Genomic DNA, 21,558 nt, shown 5'->3' on the forward strand with positions numbered 1-21,558 from the left:
CTCTGGCTAAAACGCAATTAACGGTGGGCTAAGGTATGGGTAAGGGCATCAAGATTAGCCTGAACTAAACCTGCAAGCAAATCAATATGAGCCTGATCACTATTTAAAGCGGGAATGTAAGCATAGCTTCCGCCACTTGCTTGTTGAAATAGTTCAGCATTTTGAATCGCTAACTCTTCAAGCGTTTCTAAACAGTCGGCAGAAAAAGCAGGACTTAAAACCTGAACTGACTTAACACCTTGCTTTGCCCAATCTTGTAAAAGCTGGTCAGTATAAGGCTTCACCCATTCTTGTTTTCCAAAACGAGATTGGAAACTAATTGCCCATTCATCCTCTTTTAAATGCAAAGCTTCAGCGACTAACTTTGCAGTAATGCGACAGCGGTCTGCATAAGGGTCGCCTTTGTCTGCATAAGGCTGTGGAATACCGTGAAATGACATCAACAGTTTTTCAGGTTTTCCATGCTGTACTTGATAAGCTAAAACACTTTCTGCCAGTGCTTGAATAAACATTGGGTGCTGGTAGTAGTCTTTAATAATAGTCAAACCCGGCAAATTGCGCTGAGTAGGAATCCACTTAGCAAATGCGTCGTATAACGGTGCTGTCGACGTCGCAGAATATTGAGGAAATAAAGGCAATAAAATGACATGCTCTTGTGGATGAGCTGCTAGTTTTTCTAAAACTGTATCAATACCTGGATTACCATAAGTCATAGCGGGTAATACAGTTAAATCAAACTGTTTATTTTCACGCTCTAAATAAGCCTGCACACGTTTTGTTTGCTCAAACACAATTTCACGCATTGGCGAATCGGTAGACCATACCGAAGCATAGGCATGCGCTACTCTTTTTGGACGAAAAGGCAAAACGAACAGATTTAAAATAATCCACCAAATGAATTTTGGAATTTCAATCACACGTGGATCAGATAAAAACTGCTTTAAAAAACGGCGCACCGCTGGGACAGTTGCCTCATCCGGTGTGCCTAAATTCGCTAAAATGACAGTAACTTTCGGTTTTTGTTCAAACGACATGCGCAAATGCCTTTCAGTTCATCTTATGACACTAATGTAACAGTTTTCATGGTCATATCTAAATTGAATTGCTCTAAGCTTTTAATCGAGTCACCCGATGATTCCATTTATAACTCAGCAAGAGCTTTTGCGCTTTTGTCGTTACCTTCCATAAACTATGTTGTTGATCAGTCTTGGTTGGAACAATCCAGCCTTGTGATTGCATTTGATTTTTAATGCGGTATAGCGCTTTATGATTAATCTGTGCACCAGCCACCGCATGTGCTCTTGGTAGCTCCTGACGGGCATCTTCTAGCCCAGCATGATTGAGATACTCATTAAGACAAGTTCCAAAGCTTTCTTCTGGCATGGCTGTCTCAAAATGTTTAGCCAAAATACTTAAAAGTTGTGACCAAGTCATTTGTCTCTGGCGCTTAAGCTCTTTAAAGTTACCATCTTGAAAAGCTTGTATCTGATATTCAAACGCAAAAACATCTTGCGGAGCCACTTCATTAGTTGAAGTTGATGACTCTGTCAGTTGTTGTTCTAACTGTAAAACTTTACCTTTTAACCGATTAATTTCATCTTCTAACTGATGCGCTTGACGTGCTGGAACCCAGCCCTGTCCCATATGTTGTTCAACCATTAAAGGTATATTTAAACGCACAGCTAGCTCTAAATCACGTGGGCTTTTAAAGTAAAATACGTGGTGAGCTTCGTGTAATAGTTTTTTTCTAAATGCGAGAAATTTTTCTTTAAGCTGCGGATGAGCCTCTTGTAAATGCATATCCCTGCTTTCAGGTTGTTCATGCATAAATACCACAATAGGTTTAGCTCGACTTAAAGCATATTCATACTCTAAAGCAAAGTAGCTAGCACCAGAAATGGATTGCTCACCATACTGACTACCTAACAGTAAAACCACATAATCCGATTCGTCAATTTGCCGACGGGCAAGTGTTGTAGTTAAAGGACTTCTATACTCTAAACCCCAAGCAAAAAAACCCATACTGACTAATGTTTGAGAGAGAACCATACGTTCAGGTTGCATCTCGCGACCTGACGTTGAAATAAAAATCTGATAGCGTGTATCGAGCATAACAATACCCTTATCGCCCCATAATCTTAATATGGCCTAAATAAGCCAAGACTATGAACCGCCCCAAATAAGAAAAAATAAATATAAAAAACGCTTTCTTCTGAATGCCTACAACAGAGCTCAACTCAGATTGTGCAGCGTCCATGTCAATTCTTGTGGAATCATATTCTGTAAAACAGGTTGCAATGCATCGGCATTATTACCACTTACATAACATTCAATACGTGCAACATTCTGACGTATTTGGTCACATAATAACTCATTTTTTATTAAAATACGGGTTGTTTGTCGGGCAACTGCCAATCCCGAATCAACCAGTGTGAATTGGTTATCAAAAAGATGATGAATTGCTTCATTTAAGAACGGATAATGCGTACAACCGAGCACTAAATAATCAGCCCCTTGATCGGCTGCAGGCTGTAAAACCTCTTTTAATGCATTCAAACAAACAGGACTCATTTGCTGGCCTGCTTCGACACAAGGAACAAGTTCCAGATTAGTTAAAGTCATGACCTTAACACCCGCTGGAACAGCAAATTTTTCCACAACATCTTTAATGAGTTGCCCACGAAAAGTAGCAGGTGTGGCCAACACAGCAACCACTTTAGAACGGGTTTGTAATACGGCAGGTTTTAATGCTGGTACTAAACCAACAATTGGAAAATGCTCACCATAATGTTCACGCAAATGGTCAAGACTAAATGCTGAGGCAGTATTGCATGCTACAACTGCAATTTTACAGCCTTGGCGGTATAACCAATCGACAGCGCGAGCGGTAAGCTCTCTAATTTCTTCATCAGAACGCGGGCCATAAGGAACATAGGCTGTATCGGCATAATAGACAATACGCTCATTTGGCAAATATCTAGCTATTTCTGCTGCAACCGACATTCCTCCAATTCCCGAATCAAAAATACCAATTGGGGCATCTGCTGATGCTTTAGGCATAGATTCTAATTCAGTAAATAAAGGCTGTATGGCTGTCATGGCAGTACCAGAGTGTCGCAAAATTTCACTCTATAAAGCTTAAACCTCAAGTGCCTAATTGCAAGTGCAAATTACCACTTTTTAACTGCAAAATGGTTTCACCTTTATCATTTTCGACCAGTATTCCATAGTTCACGAGGTGATAGAAAGCTTGGCGTTGAATAAGCGCATTAATACCAAATCGGACATGCACATAGGGGCGTAATTCTCCTGCATATTCGCGCATAAAAATTGGGTGTTCTGCATCAACCAAAATCACATCTTGATTGGTCGTCGTCAGTTGTAAAAACTGATCACCTGAAATTTCGACCTGATCGACCTGATTGACCAATAAAGGTTCATCTTCAACTTCGATTTCAATTTGTTCTACAGGGGTTTTCAGGTAGAATTTACCCTCTTCTTTCCATAGGACTTTGGTAAACAAATCCAATAGAGCTTGGCGCTTGATTAATTGACCTTCGTGCCACCATTCTCCATTGGCTTTAACCGTTAAATCCATTTTACCGCAATGCTTTGGATGCCATTGCTCTAAAGGTGGGATTGACCTTTTGTGACTTTGCTGTACATCTTTTAAGTATTGTGCAATGTTCATTAAGTTTTTATCATCAGATAACGGTATTTTTCCCATATCCGATGGGGAATTATTTTGATTTACCATAGTTTATGCCTTGCTGACGAGAAAATATGACGACTCAGCCAATTGGCTAGATCATGGTTTAAAACTATACTAGCCAAAACGATAAAAGGCACAATAGCATATTTGCGCCTATGGATTAAAACTCACGGCAGCACCGGATGATCTGACATTACGGTTGCCACCTTTAAGTATTGAGGAGTCCTACATGGAACACATCGAACGCGAATCGATGGAGTTTGACGTTGTCATCGTAGGTGCAGGACCTGCAGGTCTATCTGCTGCGATTAAGATCCGTCAATTAGCGATTGAGAATAACTTACCCGATCTTTCAGTTTGTGTAGTTGAAAAAGGCTCTGAAGTAGGTGCGCATATCTTATCTGGTGCTGTACTTGAACCACGTGCTATTAATGAACTTTTCCCGAACTGGAAAGAAGAAGGCGCGCCTCTTAACGTACCTGTAACTGAAGACAAAACATTCTTCTTGCTTTCAGAAACTACGTCTAAAGAAGCACCTCACTGGATGGTTCCTAAAACCATGCACAATGATGGTAACTATGTTATCTCATTAGGTAACGTGGTTCGTTGGTTAGGTCAAAAAGCTGAAGAATTAGAAGTTTCTATCTTCCCTGGCTTTGCTGCATCTGAAGTGCTTTACCATGAAGACGGTACTGTAAAAGGTATTCAAACTGGCGACATGGGTATTGGTAAAGATGGCGAACCAACGCATAACTTTACTCCGGGTTATGAGCTTCACGCTAAATACACCCTCTTTGCCGAAGGTTGCCGTGGTCACTTAGGTAAACGCCTGATTGCGAAATACAATCTTGATAAAGATGCTGACCCTCAGCACTACGGTATCGGGATTAAAGAACTTTGGGAAATTGACCCAGCAAAACATAAACCGGGCTTAGTGATGCACGGTGCTGGTTGGCCATTGGCTGAAACTGGCTCTTCTGGTGGTTGGTGGTTATACCACGCTGAAAACAACCAAGTGACTTTGGGTATGATCGTGGACTTGTCTTATGAAAATCCACACATGTATCCATTTATGGAAATGCAGCGCTGGAAAACTCATCCGCTCATTAAACAATATTTAGAAGGTGGTAAGCGTATTTCCTACGGCGCACGTGCTGTAGTGAAAGGCGGCTTCAACTCATTGCCTAAATTGACTTTCCCAGGTGGTTGCTTAATTGGTGATGATGCAGGTTTCTTAAACTTTGCAAAAATCAAAGGCTCACACACAGCCATGAAATCAGGCATGTTATGTGGTGAAGCTGTATTTGAAGCGATTGCTGCTGGTGTAGAAAAAGGCGGTGACCTTGCGATTGCTCGCGTTACTGAAGGCGAAGATTTATTCGTTAAAGAATTAACTTCATACACTGACAAATTTAACAACAGCTGGTTAAAAGAAGAGCTTTATAACTCTCGTAACTTTGGCCCTGCAATGCATAAATTTGGTCAATGGATTGGTGGTGCATTTAACTTTATCGACCAAAACGTCTTTAAAGTGCCATTCACTTTACACGACTTGAAGCAAGACTTTGCTGTATTGAAAACTGTTGATGCAACTAGCTTTAAGCCAAACTATCCAAAACCAGATGGCAAGCTTACATTTGACCGTTTGTCTTCGGTGTTTATCTCAAACACTGTACATGAAGAAAACCAGCCAGCTCACTTGAAGCTTACTGATCCTTCAATTCCAGTGAACGTAAACTTACCAAAATGGGATGAGCCTGCACAGCGCTACTGTCCTGCTGGTGTTTATGAAATCATGGAAAATGATGATGGTTCTAAACGCTTCCAGATTAACGCAGCAAACTGTGTTCACTGTAAGACTTGTGACATTAAAGACCCATCTCAAAACATCACATGGGTAACGCCTGAAGGCGGCGGTGGTCCAAACTATCCAAATATGTAATTCCTTAAAAAAACTCCCCTCAAGTGAGGGGAGTTTTTTTTATTAGAATATCTTCGATTTTTTACCAAATACCATAACGGTTGGCCCAATGGCTGTATGTGCAGCACCATAGTCCTGATGAATCTCAATTCGATAATCATCACATTGGTAGATATATTTATTGTTCTTTTGCACCCAACCTTTTTGGGGAACCTTAAATTTGTTAAGAATTCTACTTTTAAAAAGATCTAAGTCCGTCTCATAACTTGCCATAGGGCCATCAAGAAAACTCAAACTAAAGGAAGTGATCATTCCGGTATCTAGATCATAAGCAATATGACCAATTCCAGTGACGCCTGTTTTTTTGATCTGGGGATCAACCCCATCGGCAAACTCTAAATGATAACTATCTCCTCCTAACACCACTGGTTTTACTGTAGGGTGAAGCTTTTGAAACTCACGAATATTTTGCCCAATTTTTAAACCTGCGACATTCATGGTTTGTATAGGAGTTTCACAGGTTTTTGCATATGCGATTGAACTAAATAAGGCGCAAGCAGCAAACCCTAAGCATAGATGAGAACTTTTCATCTTTAAGTCCTGAAATGAAGTGTATTCACTGTTTTATTTTTTATTGGATTCAAGAACATGGAGCTAAAGCTTTAAATATTTGCTTTAGCCCTTTTTCACCAGATAATGAAATTCTTTATGACCATTTTCATCTAAGCGTTCTTCTTGCAAAAGCAACTCATGACCTAAATGCATACAAAATTTAGGAATATCCCACGAAGTCGAATTGTCTGTTGCAAAGACCTCAACCACATCTCCAGACTTAGATTTACGAATAGCTTGATGCAACATCATGACAGGTTCTGGACAACGTAAACCACGTGTATTGAGTTGTACAGTAGGTGAAATAGGTTGTTCTGACATAACTAACTCGAACAAATAGAATTTTCACATTTTAGCATAAACCGATCACGGACTTATGAACTGTAACTGGTGTTTACATAACAATATGTGTTTTGTCTTTTACTTTGTTTTATAGATGCATAAGGGCCTTTTCTTCGGTATGATCATTGTATTCATTTGATACATTGAGTCTTTAGGAAAGATCATGCAAGAGGAACCGAGTCCGTCGTGGGGAATGCGAGGCTTACGAAAGTGGTTAGGTACAGCGCCCGAAACCCGAGATGAATTATTAAAACTAGTCCAAAATTCACGTCGTTTTTTAGAACCTGATACTGTTGCCATGCTTGAAGGTGTTCTTGACCTTCCTGCTACAAAAATTCGTGAAGTCATGACGCCACGAACAGCAATGATCAGTATGCAAGAAGATGATCAGTTACTTGATATTCTTCACGTATTGGTTGAGTCTGCTCACTCACGTTTTCCAGTTTTCTCAGCTGACCAACCCGATAATGTTGTCGGTATATTACTGGCAAAAGATTTACTGCCATTTTTGACTGAACCAAATACCAAATTAGATATTGGCTCGCTTATGCGCCAGCCATTATTTGTGCCTGAAAGCGCTCGTTCAGATCAAGTTCTTCGTATGCTCAAACATACCCAAACCCATATCGCGATTGTGATTGATGAATATGGCTCTACAGCTGGTCTTGTGACGCTTGAAGATATTCTTGAAGAGATCGTGGGTGAAATTGAAGACGAACATGATACTGCTGATGAAGATGCACAGTACATTGTTCCAGATAGTGACCACAGTGTAGCGAATGCATGGATGGTGCAGGCACTTACACCAATTGAACACTTCAACACTGTTTTAGATGCTGATTTTTCTGACGATGAAGTAGAAACTGTCGGCGGTTTATTGCTTCAAGAAATTGGTTTAGTCAGTGATTTACAAGGTCAGACTGTTGAACTTGGAAAGTGGTTATTTACGATTGTTGAAGCAGATGCCCGCACTATTCATCTGATTCGAGCTGTACGTCAATGAGAGCATACTTTGAAAAGCTGTTAGATTCTTCGCAACAACAAAAACAGCTTCCTTTAATTTTTCCTTTGCTCATTGCTTTATTTTCGGGTGCCGTGTTTAGTTTTGCACTGGCACCTTATTATTGGTGGTGGTTGGCAATTTTGTCTCCTGCCCTACTCTATGCAACATTGCATAAACGCTCAGCCAAACAGGCTTTTGCGATTGGCTGGAGCTATGGTTTTGGTTTATGGTTTGTAGGAGCTTTTTGGCTCTACACGTCTATCCATGTATACGGCGATACCAATGCGTTTCTAAGCGTATGTATGATTGCTGTTATGGCTCTTGTGATGGGCTTATTTACAGCATTTCAAACTTGGGTTTATCGACGTTTCTTCCCAGAAACACCCCTGACTTTCGCACCTCTCTGGATTGTTTTTGAGTGGGCTAAAACATGGGTATTTACGGGTTTCCCGTGGCTATTTGTAGGGTACGCTTTTACCGAACGCCTACTCGATGGTTATGCGCCGCTATTTGGTATTTATGCAATTTCCTTCGTGGCAATTGTACTAGCGTGTGCTTTAGTCGAAGTTCTACGTAAACGTATTTTCTGGGTTATCCCTGCTGCCCTATTGGTTTTGGGCGCATGGGGAGCATCATATATTCAGTTTGTAAAACCTAAAGCGACTAAACCACTGAGCGTTTCGCTCATTCAAGGTAACATTCCACAAGATTTAAAATGGCTAACTGAATATCAAGTTAGAACATTAGAAATTTATGCAGGTTTGACTCAATCTGAATGGGGCCGTGACTTAATTGTATGGCCTGAGTCTTCAATTCCGCTCTTCCAAACCGACATTGAACCGTTTTTGGATGCCATGGATGCGCAAGCGAAAAAGAACCATACAGCTTGGGTAACTGGCATTCCTTATTGGGATGTCGCGAAATCACATCAAGTTGGTAGTCCTCAGTATTACAACAGCATTATGGCTTCTGGTAGCGACTCAAGCGGTCTCTATAAAAAACAGCGTCTTGTGCCGTTTGGCGAATATATTCCATTGTCAGGTTTACTGTCATGGGTTTTACCTGCCATGCAAAATGACATTAGCATGAGCGGTTTTACACGTGGCGAGAGCAACCAGAAACCACTTTTAATTAAAGGGCATGCGCTTGCGGCTGCAATTTGTTATGAAGTGGCATATCCAAACCTGACACGCCGTAATGCAGAAGACAGCGACTTCTTGGTGACTGTATCTAATGATGCTTGGTTTACGGGTACTGCTGGCCCATGGCAACATTTACAAATGGTGCAGATGCGTGCAAAAGAAAATGGTCGCTGGTTTATTCGTGCAACCAACACAGGTGTAACAGCGTTTATCGATCAAAATGGTCATATCACTGAAAAAGCACCGCTCGATAAAGAGTTTGTCTTGAGAGGCGATTTACCTGCCATGCAAGGCCAAACTCTCTATAACCGTTTAGGTGATTATCCAATTTTAGGATTTGCGGTATTACTGCTGGTTTTAGGTTGGATCTATCGTCCACGTCAAGTTGATGTGTCTTTTAAATCACGTCGCTAAGTTATAATAGCTTTGTACCCAGAGGAACTTCAAACTCTGGGATACAAAGTGCAACATCCCCATCTGCGTTATGAAACCCTGTCACTAAGCATTCTGACTGAATAGGACCAATTTGTTTCTTAGGAAAATTCACGACAGCAACCACTAATTTACCAATCAAATCTTGTGGTTGATAAAGTTTAGTAATCTGAGCACTCGATTTACGTACCCCTAACTCTTCACCAAAATCTACATGCAAAATATAGGCAGGTTTACGCGCTTTTTCAAAAACCTCAGCTTGAATAATTTTACCAACGCGAAGTTCTACTTTTAAAAAATCATTCCAATCGATCTGTTCCACTTGTATTTCTCATATTCTTAAATCTTCAAATCAAAAATACATAATACAAAAAAATAAATTATTTATGTTTAATTTGAAAATTCCATGTTAAATTAAGTCCGCTGATTCAAAAGCCGTAAACGTTTACGTTAATCAACGTTCCAACATACCTCCAACAAGGCTTGGAGCTATTTATTCAAAATAATTTTTATTTTGAATGGCACGGGCGTTTGTTGGTTTACGGAGTCAAAATGGAAAACCAAAAAACTTTCTATAATTTTAAGAAACTTCCAAGTCGTTATACAGCTATTGTTTTACCTTTTCTTCTATCGATCATTATGACTTTTGTAGTGTCCATGGTCAGCACTTTACGAAGTTTAGGACTAGAAGACTTTTCTATAAATGTCTGGATGTCTGCATGGGTCATTTCTTGGTTAATTGCTTTTCCAACGCTGCTTTTAGTCTTACCCGTCGTCCGTAAAATCACAGCACGATTGGTTGAGCCTGCTTAAACAAAAAATAAAACGTAGATACTGCATCTACGTTTTATTTAAAAATTTGGTTTTAAATACCACTAAAAAGCGATTGATAATTCCAGAGATAAATAAGCAACTAAGCTTGATAAAAAGACCATTGGTACATAACGATAAGCTTTAAAAACTAATTGCTCATATTTAGAAGAGATCTGTTTAGCTTGCCATACACTCGCTTTTAATGCCGTAAAGAAGCTCACCATTAACCACGCACTGACAATACTTAATGCAAAGAAGCCAATCATGATTTGACTACTGCCTTCTGTACTCAACCATAGTTTTAATGAAACTTCAGCAATCGGTAATAATGCTAAAATCAATAGGACAGACTTAAGCATTACCCAATGAAACTGGTTTAGTTCATCAAGTACGAGAAATGCTTTCATTTAATCTCTCCTATAAGTTTACAAAGTGCTTTTTTATTAATTATGCAAAGGTTTTATTTAAATATATAGCTTATTTTCTCTTATATTTTAACTTTCTTGTAACTATTAAATATGGGAATAATTCTTATTTTAAATCTCAAATCTAATTATTAACTTTATTATTTTATTTTCAAATAGTTATTATATTTTCATGATTAAGAAAGATTATCAATTCGGATTATCGTTTTATCTTTTCAAACAAATCGATAATCTCTCTTACATTTTAATTAAGGCTGGTAATAAATATCGGCATCGTTACCTTCACCACCTTCTTTACCGTCTGCACCAAATGAATATAGGTCAAAAGGATGGCCGTCTTTTCCAGGAATGACATATTGAATATCATTTTTCCAACTGTCTTTAGGGTAACCACCTTTCACATAACCACCCGGCATCCAGTTTTTTGCTGTAGCAGGTTGGTTAATAAGTGCATCTAGTCCACCTTCTTGCATGGTTGGGAAATGCCCGTTATCAAGCTTGTACTGATCTAAAGCACCCGCTACACCCTTCAAGGTAATTTGAGTCGTATCGATTTTAGCTTTTTCGCTACGGCCCATGACGTTCGGTACGATTAAAGCAGCCAACACCCCTAAAATTACAATAACTACCATAACTTCAATAAGGGTAAAGCCTGAGGCACGTTTCATTCGAACACCGCTCGAACGTGCCGCAAGTCCGAAAGCGCTTGAGGAACAAACTTCTGATACAGAGCTATGCTCGGAATGGCACGTTGGCTCAAGCTGATTTGAAACCGCAGATTCACTATGTTGTTTCATCACTGTTTCGCTTTGAATATTTTTTACTTTCATCATTATCTCTAATATCAAAGTTATTAAATCATATTGTTCATATTTACGATTGGCAGCATAACCGCAATTACAATGACCAGTACAATGCTTGCCATTAGAACCAGCATAAGCGGTTCAAGTAATGCCAATAAGGTTGAAATAAATGTCGTCACCTCACGGTCTTGCATAGTCGACGCACGTTCCAGCATACGGTCAAGCTCACCCGATGCCTCACCACTTCGAATCATTTGTACCATCATTGGTGGGAAATAACCACTGCGCTCCAATTGCGTACCCAAGTTACCACCTTCTGTGACCCGTTCAGCAGCATTCGCAATTGAGTCACGGATGACCCAGTTATTGGTCACAGCCGCACCAATTTTTAAGGCGTCCACCAATGGCACACCCGAACGAGTCAAAATAGACAAGGTACTGGCAAAACGTGCAGCATTAATACCACGGGACAGTTTACCGAATAATGGCAATTTGAGTGTTAAGCGATCAAAAGCATAATGACCAGCCGTTGTTTTTAAAAACCGTACAAAGGCAATCACACCCACAACTGCAAAAAGAATAATAAACACCCACGCATGGCGAATAAAATCACTCGCTTTCATTAAAGCGACTGTAATCCATGGTAAGGCATCTTTGCTTTGATCGAAGGTTTTTACAATCTCTGGCACAACATAAGTCATTAATCCCATCACAATACCAAATGACATCAGCATTAAAATGATCGGGTAAATCATGGCACCTTGAACTTTCTTTTGCATGGCAAAACGGTTCTCGGTGTAGTCAGACAACTGATCTAAAATGAGATCTAAATGTCCTGATCGTTCACCTGCGGCAACCGTTGCAATATAAAGGTCAGGAAAACGACCTGACTGTTGCATGCCTTGCGCGAGTGAATGCCCTTCCAATACTCTTGAGCGAACCGAAAGTAAAAGATTTTGTACATGGGCTTTTTCGCTTTGCCTGCTCACGGCACGTAAAGCTTCTTCTAGAGGAATTGCAGCAGCAACCAAAACGGAGAGTTGTCTAGTCATAAGTGCCAAATCATAAGCACTAAACTTTTTCTGGAATAATCCGTGACTTTGATGCTTATCTTTTTGCTCAACAGGGTCAACGCTAATCGGAGTCCATGCTTTATCGCGTAATTGTTGGCGAATCTGACGTGCTGAGTCTCCCTCAAGCACCCCCTTTTGCTGCTTCCCTGAAGCATCAATAGCAGTAAATTGATATGCAGGCATGGTAATGTTCTAATTTTCCAAAAATAATAGTCGCTGCTGTTGCATCTATGCTACGCAATCATTCATATTCATTCTATAGCCTGTGTAGAATACCCAAGTCCTCTTCACGACGCTATGCCGTTTTTTAAAATTGACGAAATGAGCCTCTATGACCATAACGCCAAAACCTGATTCAGTTGTTTATCGTGTGCGTGTTGCCGTACCTGTGCATCTGTACGACACTTTTGACTATACACTCACCAAAGCACAATATGAACGGGCTCAGGTAGGTTCACGCGTCGCGATTTCATTTGGACGGCAAAACCTGATTGGTATCATTACTGAAAAAGTTGACCCACAAGAATCATTTACAGGCACCTTTCAGCTTAAAGCCATTTCTGAACTTTTAGATGATGAACCTATTTTAGATGAACAAGTTTTAAGTTTATTGACATGGTCTGCCCAGTATTACCAATTTCCGATTGGTGAAGTGATGCAAACGGCCCTACCCGCGTTATTGCGTCAGGGTAAACCAATGGATGTATTGTTTCATTTATGGAAAATCATTCCTTGTGACAATGTTGAAGCCCTGTTAAAGCGTTCCATTAAGCAACAAGATGCTTATCAAATTTTAAAGTTACACCCTACAGGTACTACAGAGAATATTCTTAACTTGAGTGGCGTAGAAACGGCTACACTCAAAGCACTTCAAAAGAAGGGGCTAATAGACTATACACTTGAGCCTCATGACTTTAGCCCAGCACCTGTGCAATTGGCTCAAATGCCACTCACGTTAAATGATGACCAAAAGAAGGCAACTCAGCACGTCATTAATGCACAGCATCAATACCAAGCATTTTTACTAGATGGCTTAACTGGAAGTGGTAAAACTGAAGTTTATTTGCACATCATGCATGAAGTGCTAAAGCAAGGTAAGCAAGTACTGGTGTTAGTGCCTGAAATTGGTTTAACTCCCCAAACTATTTCTCGCTTTAAGTCTCGTTTTAACTGTGATATTGCTCTATTACATTCAGGCTTAAATGACTCTAAACGCTTACAAGCATGGCAACAGGCTCAAACTGGCAAAGCATCTATTATTTTAGGGACTCGTTCAGCCATTTATACGCCACTGCCACGCTTGGGTCTCATCATTTTAGATGAAGAACACGACCTCTCTTACAAACAGCAAGAAGGTTTCCGTTACCATGCTCGTGATGTCGCGCTTTATCGGGGCCACTTACAAGGCTGCCCTGTTATTTTAGGTTCAGCGACCCCAAGCATTGACAGTTATTACTTAGTAGAAACTGGCAAGTTAACTTCACTGCAACTTAACCAACGTGCAGGCCATGCGCTTTTACCTAAAATGCATTTGATTGACCTTAAAATTGTCAAAAAGCAGCATGGAATTAGCCAGCCTTTAATCGAGCAGATTAAAAATACGCTAGCAAGAAAAGAACAGGTTTTAATCTTTTTAAACCGTCGTGGCTATGCGCCTGTACTTGTGTGTGAAAGTTGTGGATGGCAAGCAAATTGTCCACATTGCGATGCGCATTTTACGTTGCATACTCAGCCTTATTCTTATTTACATTGTCACCACTGCGGTACGGTTCATCGCTTGCCAGACCACTGCCCTGAGTGTCAGCAGAAAAGTTTAAAAACTTTAGGTGCCGGAACAGCCAAAGTTGAAGAACACTTACAAGAACTATTTCCAGACTATGATGTGATTCGGGTTGACCGTGACAGTACCAGCCGTGTCGGTAGTTGGCAAAAAATTTATGACCGTATTCATCAAAACAAACCAACAATTTTGCTCGGTACTCAAATGTTGGCAAAGGGTCACCATTTTCCACATGTGACCTTGGTTGCTATTTTAGATATTGATGCAGGTTTACTGAGTGTCGATATTCGTGCGCCAGAACGTACTGCACAGTTGATTGTACAAGTGGCTGGTCGTGCAGGTCGTGGAGAACACAAAGGTCATGTTTATTTACAGACTTTAAGGCCAGATCATCCTTTACTCACCACACTCATCGAAAAAGATTATCGGGCGGTCGCGAAACAAACATTAGCTGAACGAAAAGTTGCATTACTGCCGCCTTATCGTTATGCAGTTTTAATTCGTGCTGAATCGAAAGATCGTGACTATACCTTGCATTTTTTAAATGAAGCTGCAGAGCAACTTCGCCAAATTGCAGGTGATATTGTTGATATCTGGGGACCCATTCCAGCACCAATGGAGCGTAAAGCTGGACGTTACCGCGCCCATATGGTGATTTTGTCTGCCGACCGTGCTCGTCTGCATTTTTACTTAAGACAATGGTGGGCTCAGTTGGTTCATGCACCAAGACAGCATCAACTCAGACTCTCTATTGATGTTGACCCACAAGAATTTAGTTAGATGATTTGAATATGATGGTGTGAAGAAGACTTTTTGGCTTTACACTTAAAAAGATCAATACATTCGGGGTAATGAATGTCATTCCTACTGCAAGCAACAATTTTTCTTGGAGCTTCTCTGATTTTAGTCCCTTTGGGTAAACGCTTAGGGATTGCAACAGTTTTAGGTTATTTATTTACGGGCATCCTTCTTGGCCCAAGTGTTTTAAATATTGCCCATGACCCTGAAGCAATTATGGAACTGGCTGAGTTTGGGGTCATCTTACTTATGTTCCTCATTGGCTTAGAGTTACGTCCACAACGTTTATGGGAAATGCGTGACTCCATTTTCGTGATGGGAAGTTTGCAAGTGGTGATTACGGGCGTAATTCTCATGCTCACCGTATTGCTACTATTTCAGCAACAACTTGCTGCCAGCTTTGTCATTGGTTTTGCCCTCGCACTGTCTTCTACAGCCTTTGTATTACAACTACTGACCGAAAAACAACAGCTCAACACCACCTATGGCCAGCAATCGTTTTCAATTCTGCTTTTCCAAGATATTGCAGCGATTCCTTTATTGGCAGTCATTCCACTGTTAGCAGGAACAGAATCTACTCATCATGGCATTGCTTATTTTGCTGCCATCATTGCAACATTCAGTGGTCTGTTCCTATTTAGTCGTTATGTGATGCGTCCATTTTTCCGCTTCGTTGCAAAAAGTGGTGCAACTGAACTGATTACCGCAGTAGGGTTATTTATTATTCTTGCTGTTGTGCTACTCATGGATACTTTAGGCATTAGCACAACTCTAGGCGCTTTCCTCACTGGGGTACTTTTGGCCGACTCAGAATTCCGTCATGAACTTGAAGCAAGTATTGCTCCATTTAAAGGACTATTACTTGGTTTGTTCTTTATGACCGTAGGCATGACCACGCAACTGTCGTTACTGATTGAAATGCCTTGGCTCATTATTGGTGGAGCAATTGGCTTACTCGTCATCAAAACCTTCGTGTTGACTGCGATTGCCCGCTATAAAAAATACAGTTGGAATAATAGTCTGCTGCTTGGAACTTGCTTGGCTCAAGGTGGTGAATTTGCTTTTGTCATTTTAAGCCTTGCGAAAAGTGAAAAGATTTTAACCGATGCCTTATTAAAGCCTGTTACGCTAATTGTGACGTTGTCGATGGTCCTGACACCAGTTATTTACTGGATTATGGCAACTAAAATCATTCCTTTGTTTAATAAAGAACGTCCACCTGAGTATGATGAAATTCCTCAGCAAGATAATCCAATTATCATTGCTGGGTTTGGTCGATTTGGACAGATTATTGCGCGTATTGCCCGCTTGCAGCACTTAGGCTTTACTGCTATCGACAACAACCTTCACCAAGTGGACTTTGTGCGTCGATACGGCGGCAAACTCTATTATGGCGATGTGACCCAGCCCGATTTACTTCGCTCAGCAGGCATTGAAAAAGCCCAAGTATTTATTTTGGCAATTGATGATGTCGAAGACTCTATGAATGTTGCACGACATTTAAGATTGAACTATCCAAACTTAAAACTTCTAGCGCGTGCTCGTGACCGCCACCATGTACACCTGTTAAGAGACTTAGGGGTTGAACATATTTGGCGTGAAACTTATTTATCCTCATTAGGTATGGCTTATCGCGCTTTACGCGAACTCGGTATTTCCGATGAACAAGCCTATAACAATATCGAAATCTTTCGAGATTATGATGAGAAATTACTCATACAACAGCAAAGCATTTATACCGATGAACAAAAGGTTTTTGAAACTCATCGTAATGCACTGGCTGAACTTGAACACCTATTTGAAAGCGATGCACAGCAAGCCACTTCAAGACATGACGTTAACTTAAAGCGTCATTTACAACCAAATCGTATCGACATTACACGAGATCACGAAGAATAACTTGAGATTTCGCAAAATGGCTATATTAAGGACTTATTCACATTGCCTAAATGATTGCGACAATCGGTACAAAAGTTGCCGTTGTCCTGCTTGCAGCTTCGCTGCATTCCCTAAGCTTGATTAAACCGAAGTTGTTATAATCTACTTAGGGCCCTGGAGAATATTATGTCTGATTTACGCCAACGCTTTTATATAGAGGACTTTCCTGTTCGCGGTGAAGTAGTTCATCTAGAAGAAGCATTACAAACTATTTTAGCTCAACGCGACTACATGCCTGCGGTTAAAATTCTACTAGGCGAGATGTTGAGCGCGACTGCATTACTTGCAAGTACTTTAAAAATCAAAGGCCGTATCAGCTTGCAAATCCAGGCTAGCGGCTCTTTTAAATGGGCTATGGCTGAATGTAACCATTTAGGCGAAGTTCGCGCTTTAGCAGACTACGAAACAGATCCACGTTTTGTTGAAGCAACTGACAGCAGTACAGTCCTTGGTGCTTTAGTTAATCCAATTTTATTTATTAACATCGAACCTGAGCATGGTGAGCGTTATCAAGGGATCGTACCTCTTGACCAAACAAATCTAGCGGGTTGTTTGATGCAGTATTATGATTTATCTGCTCAAATTCCAACTCGTATTGTATTGGCAAGTACAGCTAAACGTTCTGGTGGTTTACTCATTCAGTTACTACCTCGTCATGATGAGGAAGAGCAAAAACTGGTTGATGAAGACCTATGGCCACGTTTGACTATGCTGACTGAAACGCTTAAGCCTGAAGAACTGACTGAGCTTTCAGCGAATGAAATTTTGTATCGTCTCTATAACGAAGAAGAAGTACGCTTACCAGAAGTTGAACACTTAAAATTTGGCTGTACGTGTTCTAAAGAACGTTGTGCTAAAGCACTCATTCAAATTGGTGTTGATGCTGTTCATGAAACACTGGAAGCTCAGAACCCAATTCAAATGGATTGCCAGTTCTGTAACACCCGTTATGAGTTCACTGCCGAAGAAGCACTGGGTTTATTTGGCGAACATTTGAGTTAAATACTCACCTCATAAAAAGGCGGTCAAACCGCCTTTTTATTTATCTATAGTTTTTGATGATAATTTTCAGCATCTTATTTTAAATCAGTTAATATGAGCTTACTTTATAGCCTAATAAACAAGATGCTTATATTTCATGAATTATTTTGATTATTTTCTCTTTATTTTTAGTGTCATTATTATGATTGCTACCCCTGGCCCAGTCATGATTTTAGTGGCAAGCGCTGGGCTTAAAGGCGGCTATAAAAAAGCACTGGAAACCATTTTTGGTACAAATCTCGCATCACTGGTTTTAATTTTTATTTCAGTACTCGTACTTAAAGGAGTACTCGGTATTAATGAAAGCTATTTAAATATTATTCGTGTTTTAGGCTGCCTCTATATTGGCTATTTAGGATTTAGTATTCTTAAAGAAGTCATCCAAGCTCCGCATCCTGAGGCAATACAAACTGTTTCTGCACAAAATGGTGGTTTTAAAAAAGGCTTTTTGGTCGGTATTTCAAACCCTAAAGATATTATTTTCTTTTCGGCTTTCTTTCCTCAATTTGTCTCTATTTCACCTAACTTAAATTTCAGTTTGACCCTTCTTACGCTGACATGGATAGTTTTAGACTTTTTGACGCTATCTTTAGTCTATATATTTTTCCGCCGCCTCTCGAACAGCCATTTATACCCGAAAATACTCGGTTTATGCGGTCTATTACTGTTAGTTATTGCCGTTTACGGTTTATATCAGACATTCATTTAAACAATGAGAGGCATAGCTCCCACAGTTCGATGTCTCTTTTATTTTTCGCCCTATTTCGCACGAGAACAACTCTTATACAATCTAGCTCATTGAAAGCTTTAAAAATCGTTTCATAATGAAATAAACAACACCATCGTGATAAAACATTATGGCCAAAAATTATTATGAAGAATTAGGGGTTAAACGAGAAGCCTCAGCTGATGAAATTAAAAAAGCGTATCGGAAATTAGCTCGTAAATATCATCCCGACATCAGCAAAGAAAAAGATGCAGAAGAAAAGATGCAGGCCATTAACGTTGCCTATGACACGTTAAGCAATGCAGAAAAAAAAGCTGAATATGACCAAATGTTAGATCACCCACAGGGCTTTAATGACTTTGGTCAAGGTGCAGCTCAAGGTGGATTTGATGGCGCGCGTTTTTATCGTCAGGGCTTTACAGGCGGCGGTGGTGAACAAGCTGACTTTAGCGGTTTTGAAGACTTATTTGGTCGTTTTGGTGCAGGCTTTGGTGGTGGACAGCAACAATACCAAAGACAACAACGCAGTTACCGAGGTGAAGATCAGCATGCCAGTATAGAGGTCAGTCTTGATATTGCCTATCATGGATCAACACAACAGATTACCTTACAAATTCCGACCGTGAATGTTTATGGTGAGCCTGAGGTACAACGAAAAACCCTACAGGTGAAAATACCTAAAGGCATGAAGGAAGGCCAACAAATTCGCCTAAGTGGACAAGGACAAAGTGGTATCAATGGTGGTGCCAACGGCGATCTTTATATCGAAATTCAATATAAAGATACAGATCGTGTTCATGTCGAAGGGAGTGATGTATATTTAACTGTAGATGTAGCACCGTGGGAGGCAGCATTAGGTCAAGGTATTGAAGTAAAAACACCTGCTGGGTCGTTACATGTCAATTTACCTAAAAATGCAAAACAAGGACAACAGCTACGTTTAAAAGACAAAGGGATACCAAATAAAACGCCAGGCCATCTTTATTTAATTTTAAATATTGTATTCCCACCTGCGCATTCTGAAAAAGAAAAAGAAGCGTATCAGCAATTGGCAGAAGCCTTTGCTTCATTCGAACCTCGTTCATCTCATTAGGGAGCAAGATCATGACAACCATCCATTATCGAGAAATTGTATGTGACGGCCACACCTTTAGTGCTGAAGTCGTTGATGAACAATGTACATTTGACTTGCAACAATTTGCTCAAGCCTGTGGTCAAAGCCCAGACTGGATTCTAGAGCTCATTGAGTACGATATTCTAGCGATTGAAAATACCCCTGAGAAACATCAGTTCATGGGTGAAGATGTCGTTCGCGCTAGAAAAGCGTATCGTTTACAACGTGACTTTGATGCAAGCCTTGCAGCAGTTGCGGTGATGTTAGATTTGATTGATGAGGTGCAACAACTTAGAAAACAGTTGAAGCATTTTCATTAGATCAGATAGTCACGACGGAGTCCTACTGGCACTCACTATCTATTTCATCAGCTAATTACGTTACTTTTGTTTTGGCATGAGTAGCGAAGCTACGCAAGGCCAAAACAAGAGATATTGAAGTGCGTACTAAGGTCAAATTTATATTTGAACGTAAGCTACGCACTTCGTTTGTCTTGCGCTCGAAGCAAACGATATTTGCTTTTTCTCGCTCAGGTTGTGGATGACGCTTAGCTCAAGCAAATTTGGAAAAAGTTCAATAAAAATTGAAGAATTACTTCAACCGGGTAATCTTCTCCACTTCCTTCAAAGTCTGCTTAATCGGTTCATACTCCAAAAACCAAAATAAATTCATCCGTTCTTCACGATGCTGTTGCGCCAATAAATCAATAACACTTTTCTCACCACGCCCCACCAAATGCTGTCGATAGAAGTAGTACAGCAATAAAACCGTACTGAGCAACATGACACCGAGCATAATCCAAAAACCCACTGGCGATTTAAGCCCTGGAATAAACTCAAAGTTCATCCCGTAAATACCGGTTAGAAGTGTGAGAGGTGCAAACACAGCGGTAATAATGGCAAGAATACGCATATTCTCATTGGTCTGGTTCGCAATTGCCGAGAAATGTAAGTCAATCGCTGATTGAATCGCGCTACGTAAACGCAAAGTATGCTTTTGAATACGTTCGACATGACTCATTAAATCATTCAAACGAACTAATAGAAGATCTTGAGAACTATGTGTCCGCTCACCAATCACATGATGATAGTTTTCTACAATTTCATCCCGAAACTCTTGTAGGGTTTCGATTTGCTCTTCACAAAGGTTTTCGACCTGTTGAAAGGCCATGTTTTCATGAAATAGTTGATGCCATTGTTTAAAACGGCGATTGCCCTGTAATAGTTGTTGTTGCCAGTGCTCAACCCTTCTGGTTAAAGGTGAACGAATATCAAGATAACCATCCACCATGCTATTCAGCAGACGTAAACATAAATCTACAGGCGAATTAGGCAGCTTACGGGTTTTGTTTTGTTCTTCTAGAGTTTTACATAAAATATTTTCAAGACGCTGAATATAGTTTTCAATCGACTTGTTGCCCTGCTCACGTACGCTAATGAGTACTTTAGGGGTAAAAATAAAACTAATTGGCGTGGTGGCTAAGCCAAATACACTCTCATGTGATTCCCCATTTTTAATTTCATCATCAGGTGTAACAAGCTTTCTAAAAATAAGCAGGTCATATTCTTCAAGCGTATCAAAGGCGCAAGGGTGCTCAATATTGGCAATATCTCGCATATGAAATTCATTAATTGCGACATCTGCAAGCTGCTGAATTTCTTGTTGCCATTCTTCATTATGGTTAACAACATCAGATCTCACACTATCAATCCAGAAAAACTCCAGAACATGTTCAGTGTGCTTTTCTCGGCTCAAAAAAACATAGCCATCCTTTTGATGACGATAAAAATAATAAACCTGCATACCACGTCGATCTATTTGTGTGTTACTTGCATCATGCCATAAAAAAAGCCCGCATCAAGCGGACTTTTTTAGTGAGTTA

Annotated in this window: 21 protein-coding genes; 10 read left to right on the top strand and 11 right to left on the bottom strand. The window is 40.2% G+C overall.

Annotated features, from left to right (window positions below; genetic code table 11):
* Window positions 1-17: 17 nt before the first annotated feature.
* The 4 genes from hemH to ACG59Z_RS05390 form a co-directional block, all read right to left on the bottom strand.
* A complete protein-coding gene (gene hemH, locus ACG59Z_RS05375; RefSeq protein WP_400198236.1) occupies window positions 18-1,034 on the bottom strand; it encodes a ferrochelatase in 1,017 nt (338 codons plus the stop codon).
* Between the two features lie 73 nt (window positions 1,035-1,107).
* The gene (locus tag ACG59Z_RS05380) at window positions 1,108-2,112 is read right to left on the bottom strand and encodes a DUF4062 domain-containing protein (protein WP_400198238.1); all 1,005 of its coding nucleotides are present in this window, start codon (window positions 2,110-2,112) and stop codon (window positions 1,108-1,110) included.
* 120 nt (window positions 2,113-2,232) lie between these two features.
* The gene (murI, locus tag ACG59Z_RS05385) at window positions 2,233-3,099 is read right to left on the bottom strand and encodes a glutamate racemase (protein ID WP_400198239.1); all 867 of its coding nucleotides are present in this window, start codon (window positions 3,097-3,099) and stop codon (window positions 2,233-2,235) included.
* A 46-nt stretch (window positions 3,100-3,145) separates the two neighbouring features.
* Window positions 3,146-3,757 (bottom strand): DUF1285 domain-containing protein, encoded by a 612-nt coding sequence (locus ACG59Z_RS05390; RefSeq protein WP_272244177.1) that lies wholly within the window; start codon window positions 3,755-3,757, stop codon window positions 3,146-3,148.
* 184 nt (window positions 3,758-3,941) lie between these two features.
* On the opposite strand from ACG59Z_RS05390, the gene ACG59Z_RS05395 reads away from it, so the two are divergent.
* Window positions 3,942-5,654 (top strand): electron transfer flavoprotein-ubiquinone oxidoreductase, encoded by a 1,713-nt coding sequence (locus ACG59Z_RS05395; RefSeq protein WP_077169109.1) that lies wholly within the window; start codon window positions 3,942-3,944, stop codon window positions 5,652-5,654.
* A gap of 42 nt (window positions 5,655-5,696) precedes the next feature.
* On the opposite strand, the gene ACG59Z_RS05400 is transcribed toward ACG59Z_RS05395, so the two are convergent.
* Window positions 5,697-6,224, bottom strand: coding sequence for a hypothetical protein (locus ACG59Z_RS05400; RefSeq protein ID WP_400198243.1), 528 nt, complete (start codon window positions 6,222-6,224; stop codon window positions 5,697-5,699).
* Window positions 6,225-6,308: 84 nt separating this feature from the next.
* Window positions 6,309-6,566, bottom strand: a complete 258-nt coding sequence (gene tusA / locus ACG59Z_RS05405) for a sulfurtransferase TusA (RefSeq protein ID WP_002053527.1) — start codon at window positions 6,564-6,566, stop codon at window positions 6,309-6,311.
* Window positions 6,567-6,750: 184 nt separating this feature from the next.
* Here tusA and ACG59Z_RS05410 point away from each other — a divergent pair, with 184 nt between their 5' ends.
* Entirely contained in the window at window positions 6,751-7,590 is an 840-nt protein-coding gene (locus ACG59Z_RS05410; protein ID WP_004698992.1) for an HlyC/CorC family transporter, read from the top strand.
* On the top strand, window positions 7,587-9,146 hold the full coding sequence (gene lnt, locus ACG59Z_RS05415) for an apolipoprotein N-acyltransferase (RefSeq protein ID WP_032047916.1): 1,560 nt from the start codon (window positions 7,587-7,589) through the stop codon (window positions 9,144-9,146). Before ACG59Z_RS05410 ends, lnt begins: the two co-directional genes overlap by 4 nt.
* Before the next feature lies 1 nt (window position 9,147).
* Here lnt and ACG59Z_RS05420 read toward each other — a convergent pair whose 3' ends face one another.
* Window positions 9,148-9,486, bottom strand: coding sequence for a tRNA-binding protein (locus ACG59Z_RS05420; protein ID WP_032047915.1), 339 nt, complete (start codon window positions 9,484-9,486; stop codon window positions 9,148-9,150).
* Between the two features lie 230 nt (window positions 9,487-9,716).
* Between ACG59Z_RS05420 and ACG59Z_RS05425 the strand changes: the two genes are divergently transcribed.
* Window positions 9,717-9,977 carry a DUF2798 domain-containing protein gene (locus tag ACG59Z_RS05425; protein WP_032047914.1) on the top strand — a complete coding sequence of 87 codons (261 nt, stop codon included), beginning with the start codon at window positions 9,717-9,719 and terminating at the stop codon, window positions 9,975-9,977.
* 62 nt (window positions 9,978-10,039) lie between these two features.
* On the opposite strand, the gene ACG59Z_RS05430 is transcribed toward ACG59Z_RS05425, so the two are convergent.
* The 3 genes from ACG59Z_RS05430 to gspF all read right to left on the bottom strand — a co-directional run bounded on the left by ACG59Z_RS05430 (window position 10,040) and on the right by gspF (window position 12,461).
* Entirely contained in the window at window positions 10,040-10,384 is a 345-nt protein-coding gene (locus ACG59Z_RS05430; RefSeq protein WP_311070272.1) for a hypothetical protein, read from the bottom strand.
* A gap of 266 nt (window positions 10,385-10,650) precedes the next feature.
* On the bottom strand, window positions 10,651-11,232 hold the full coding sequence (gene gspG / locus ACG59Z_RS05435) for a type II secretion system major pseudopilin GspG (protein WP_400198327.1): 582 nt from the start codon (window positions 11,230-11,232) through the stop codon (window positions 10,651-10,653).
* A 23-nt stretch (window positions 11,233-11,255) separates the two neighbouring features.
* Complete coding sequence (gene gspF, locus ACG59Z_RS05440; protein WP_396519843.1) at window positions 11,256-12,461, bottom strand: type II secretion system inner membrane protein GspF; 1,206 nt, start codon at window positions 12,459-12,461, stop codon at window positions 11,256-11,258.
* Window positions 12,462-12,609: 148 nt separating this feature from the next.
* Here gspF and ACG59Z_RS05445 point away from each other — a divergent pair, with 148 nt between their 5' ends.
* The 6 genes from ACG59Z_RS05445 to ACG59Z_RS05470 all read left to right on the top strand — a co-directional run bounded on the left by ACG59Z_RS05445 (window position 12,610) and on the right by ACG59Z_RS05470 (window position 19,996).
* Window positions 12,610-14,838 carry a primosomal protein N' gene (locus ACG59Z_RS05445; RefSeq protein ID WP_400198247.1) on the top strand — a complete coding sequence of 743 codons (2,229 nt, stop codon included), beginning with the start codon at window positions 12,610-12,612 and terminating at the stop codon, window positions 14,836-14,838.
* 75 nt (window positions 14,839-14,913) lie between these two features.
* Window positions 14,914-16,755: a monovalent cation:proton antiporter-2 (CPA2) family protein gene (locus ACG59Z_RS05450; RefSeq protein WP_400198249.1), complete on the top strand. Its 1,842-nt coding sequence runs from the start codon at window positions 14,914-14,916 to the stop codon at window positions 16,753-16,755.
* Window positions 16,756-16,920: 165 nt separating this feature from the next.
* Entirely contained in the window at window positions 16,921-17,796 is an 876-nt protein-coding gene (locus ACG59Z_RS05455; protein WP_004710781.1) for an Hsp33 family molecular chaperone HslO, read from the top strand.
* A gap of 136 nt (window positions 17,797-17,932) precedes the next feature.
* Entirely contained in the window at window positions 17,933-18,544 is a 612-nt protein-coding gene (locus ACG59Z_RS05460; protein ID WP_308949916.1) for a LysE family translocator, read from the top strand.
* A 148-nt stretch (window positions 18,545-18,692) separates the two neighbouring features.
* Window positions 18,693-19,655 carry a DnaJ C-terminal domain-containing protein gene (locus ACG59Z_RS05465; RefSeq protein ID WP_400198252.1) on the top strand — a complete coding sequence of 321 codons (963 nt, stop codon included), beginning with the start codon at window positions 18,693-18,695 and terminating at the stop codon, window positions 19,653-19,655.
* Between the two features lie 11 nt (window positions 19,656-19,666).
* Window positions 19,667-19,996 carry a chaperone modulator CbpM gene (locus tag ACG59Z_RS05470; protein WP_209045781.1) on the top strand — a complete coding sequence of 110 codons (330 nt, stop codon included), beginning with the start codon at window positions 19,667-19,669 and terminating at the stop codon, window positions 19,994-19,996.
* Window positions 19,997-20,267: 271 nt separating this feature from the next.
* On the opposite strand, the gene ACG59Z_RS05475 is transcribed toward ACG59Z_RS05470, so the two are convergent.
* Complete coding sequence (locus ACG59Z_RS05475; protein WP_263612823.1) at window positions 20,268-21,479, bottom strand: magnesium transporter CorA family protein; 1,212 nt, start codon at window positions 21,477-21,479, stop codon at window positions 20,268-20,270.
* Window positions 21,480-21,558: the final 79 nt, after the last annotated feature.

The organism is Acinetobacter sp. ABJ_C1_1, from assembly GCF_044684115.1.
Taxonomy (GTDB): Bacteria; Pseudomonadota; Gammaproteobacteria; order Pseudomonadales; family Moraxellaceae; genus Acinetobacter; species Acinetobacter nosocomialis_A.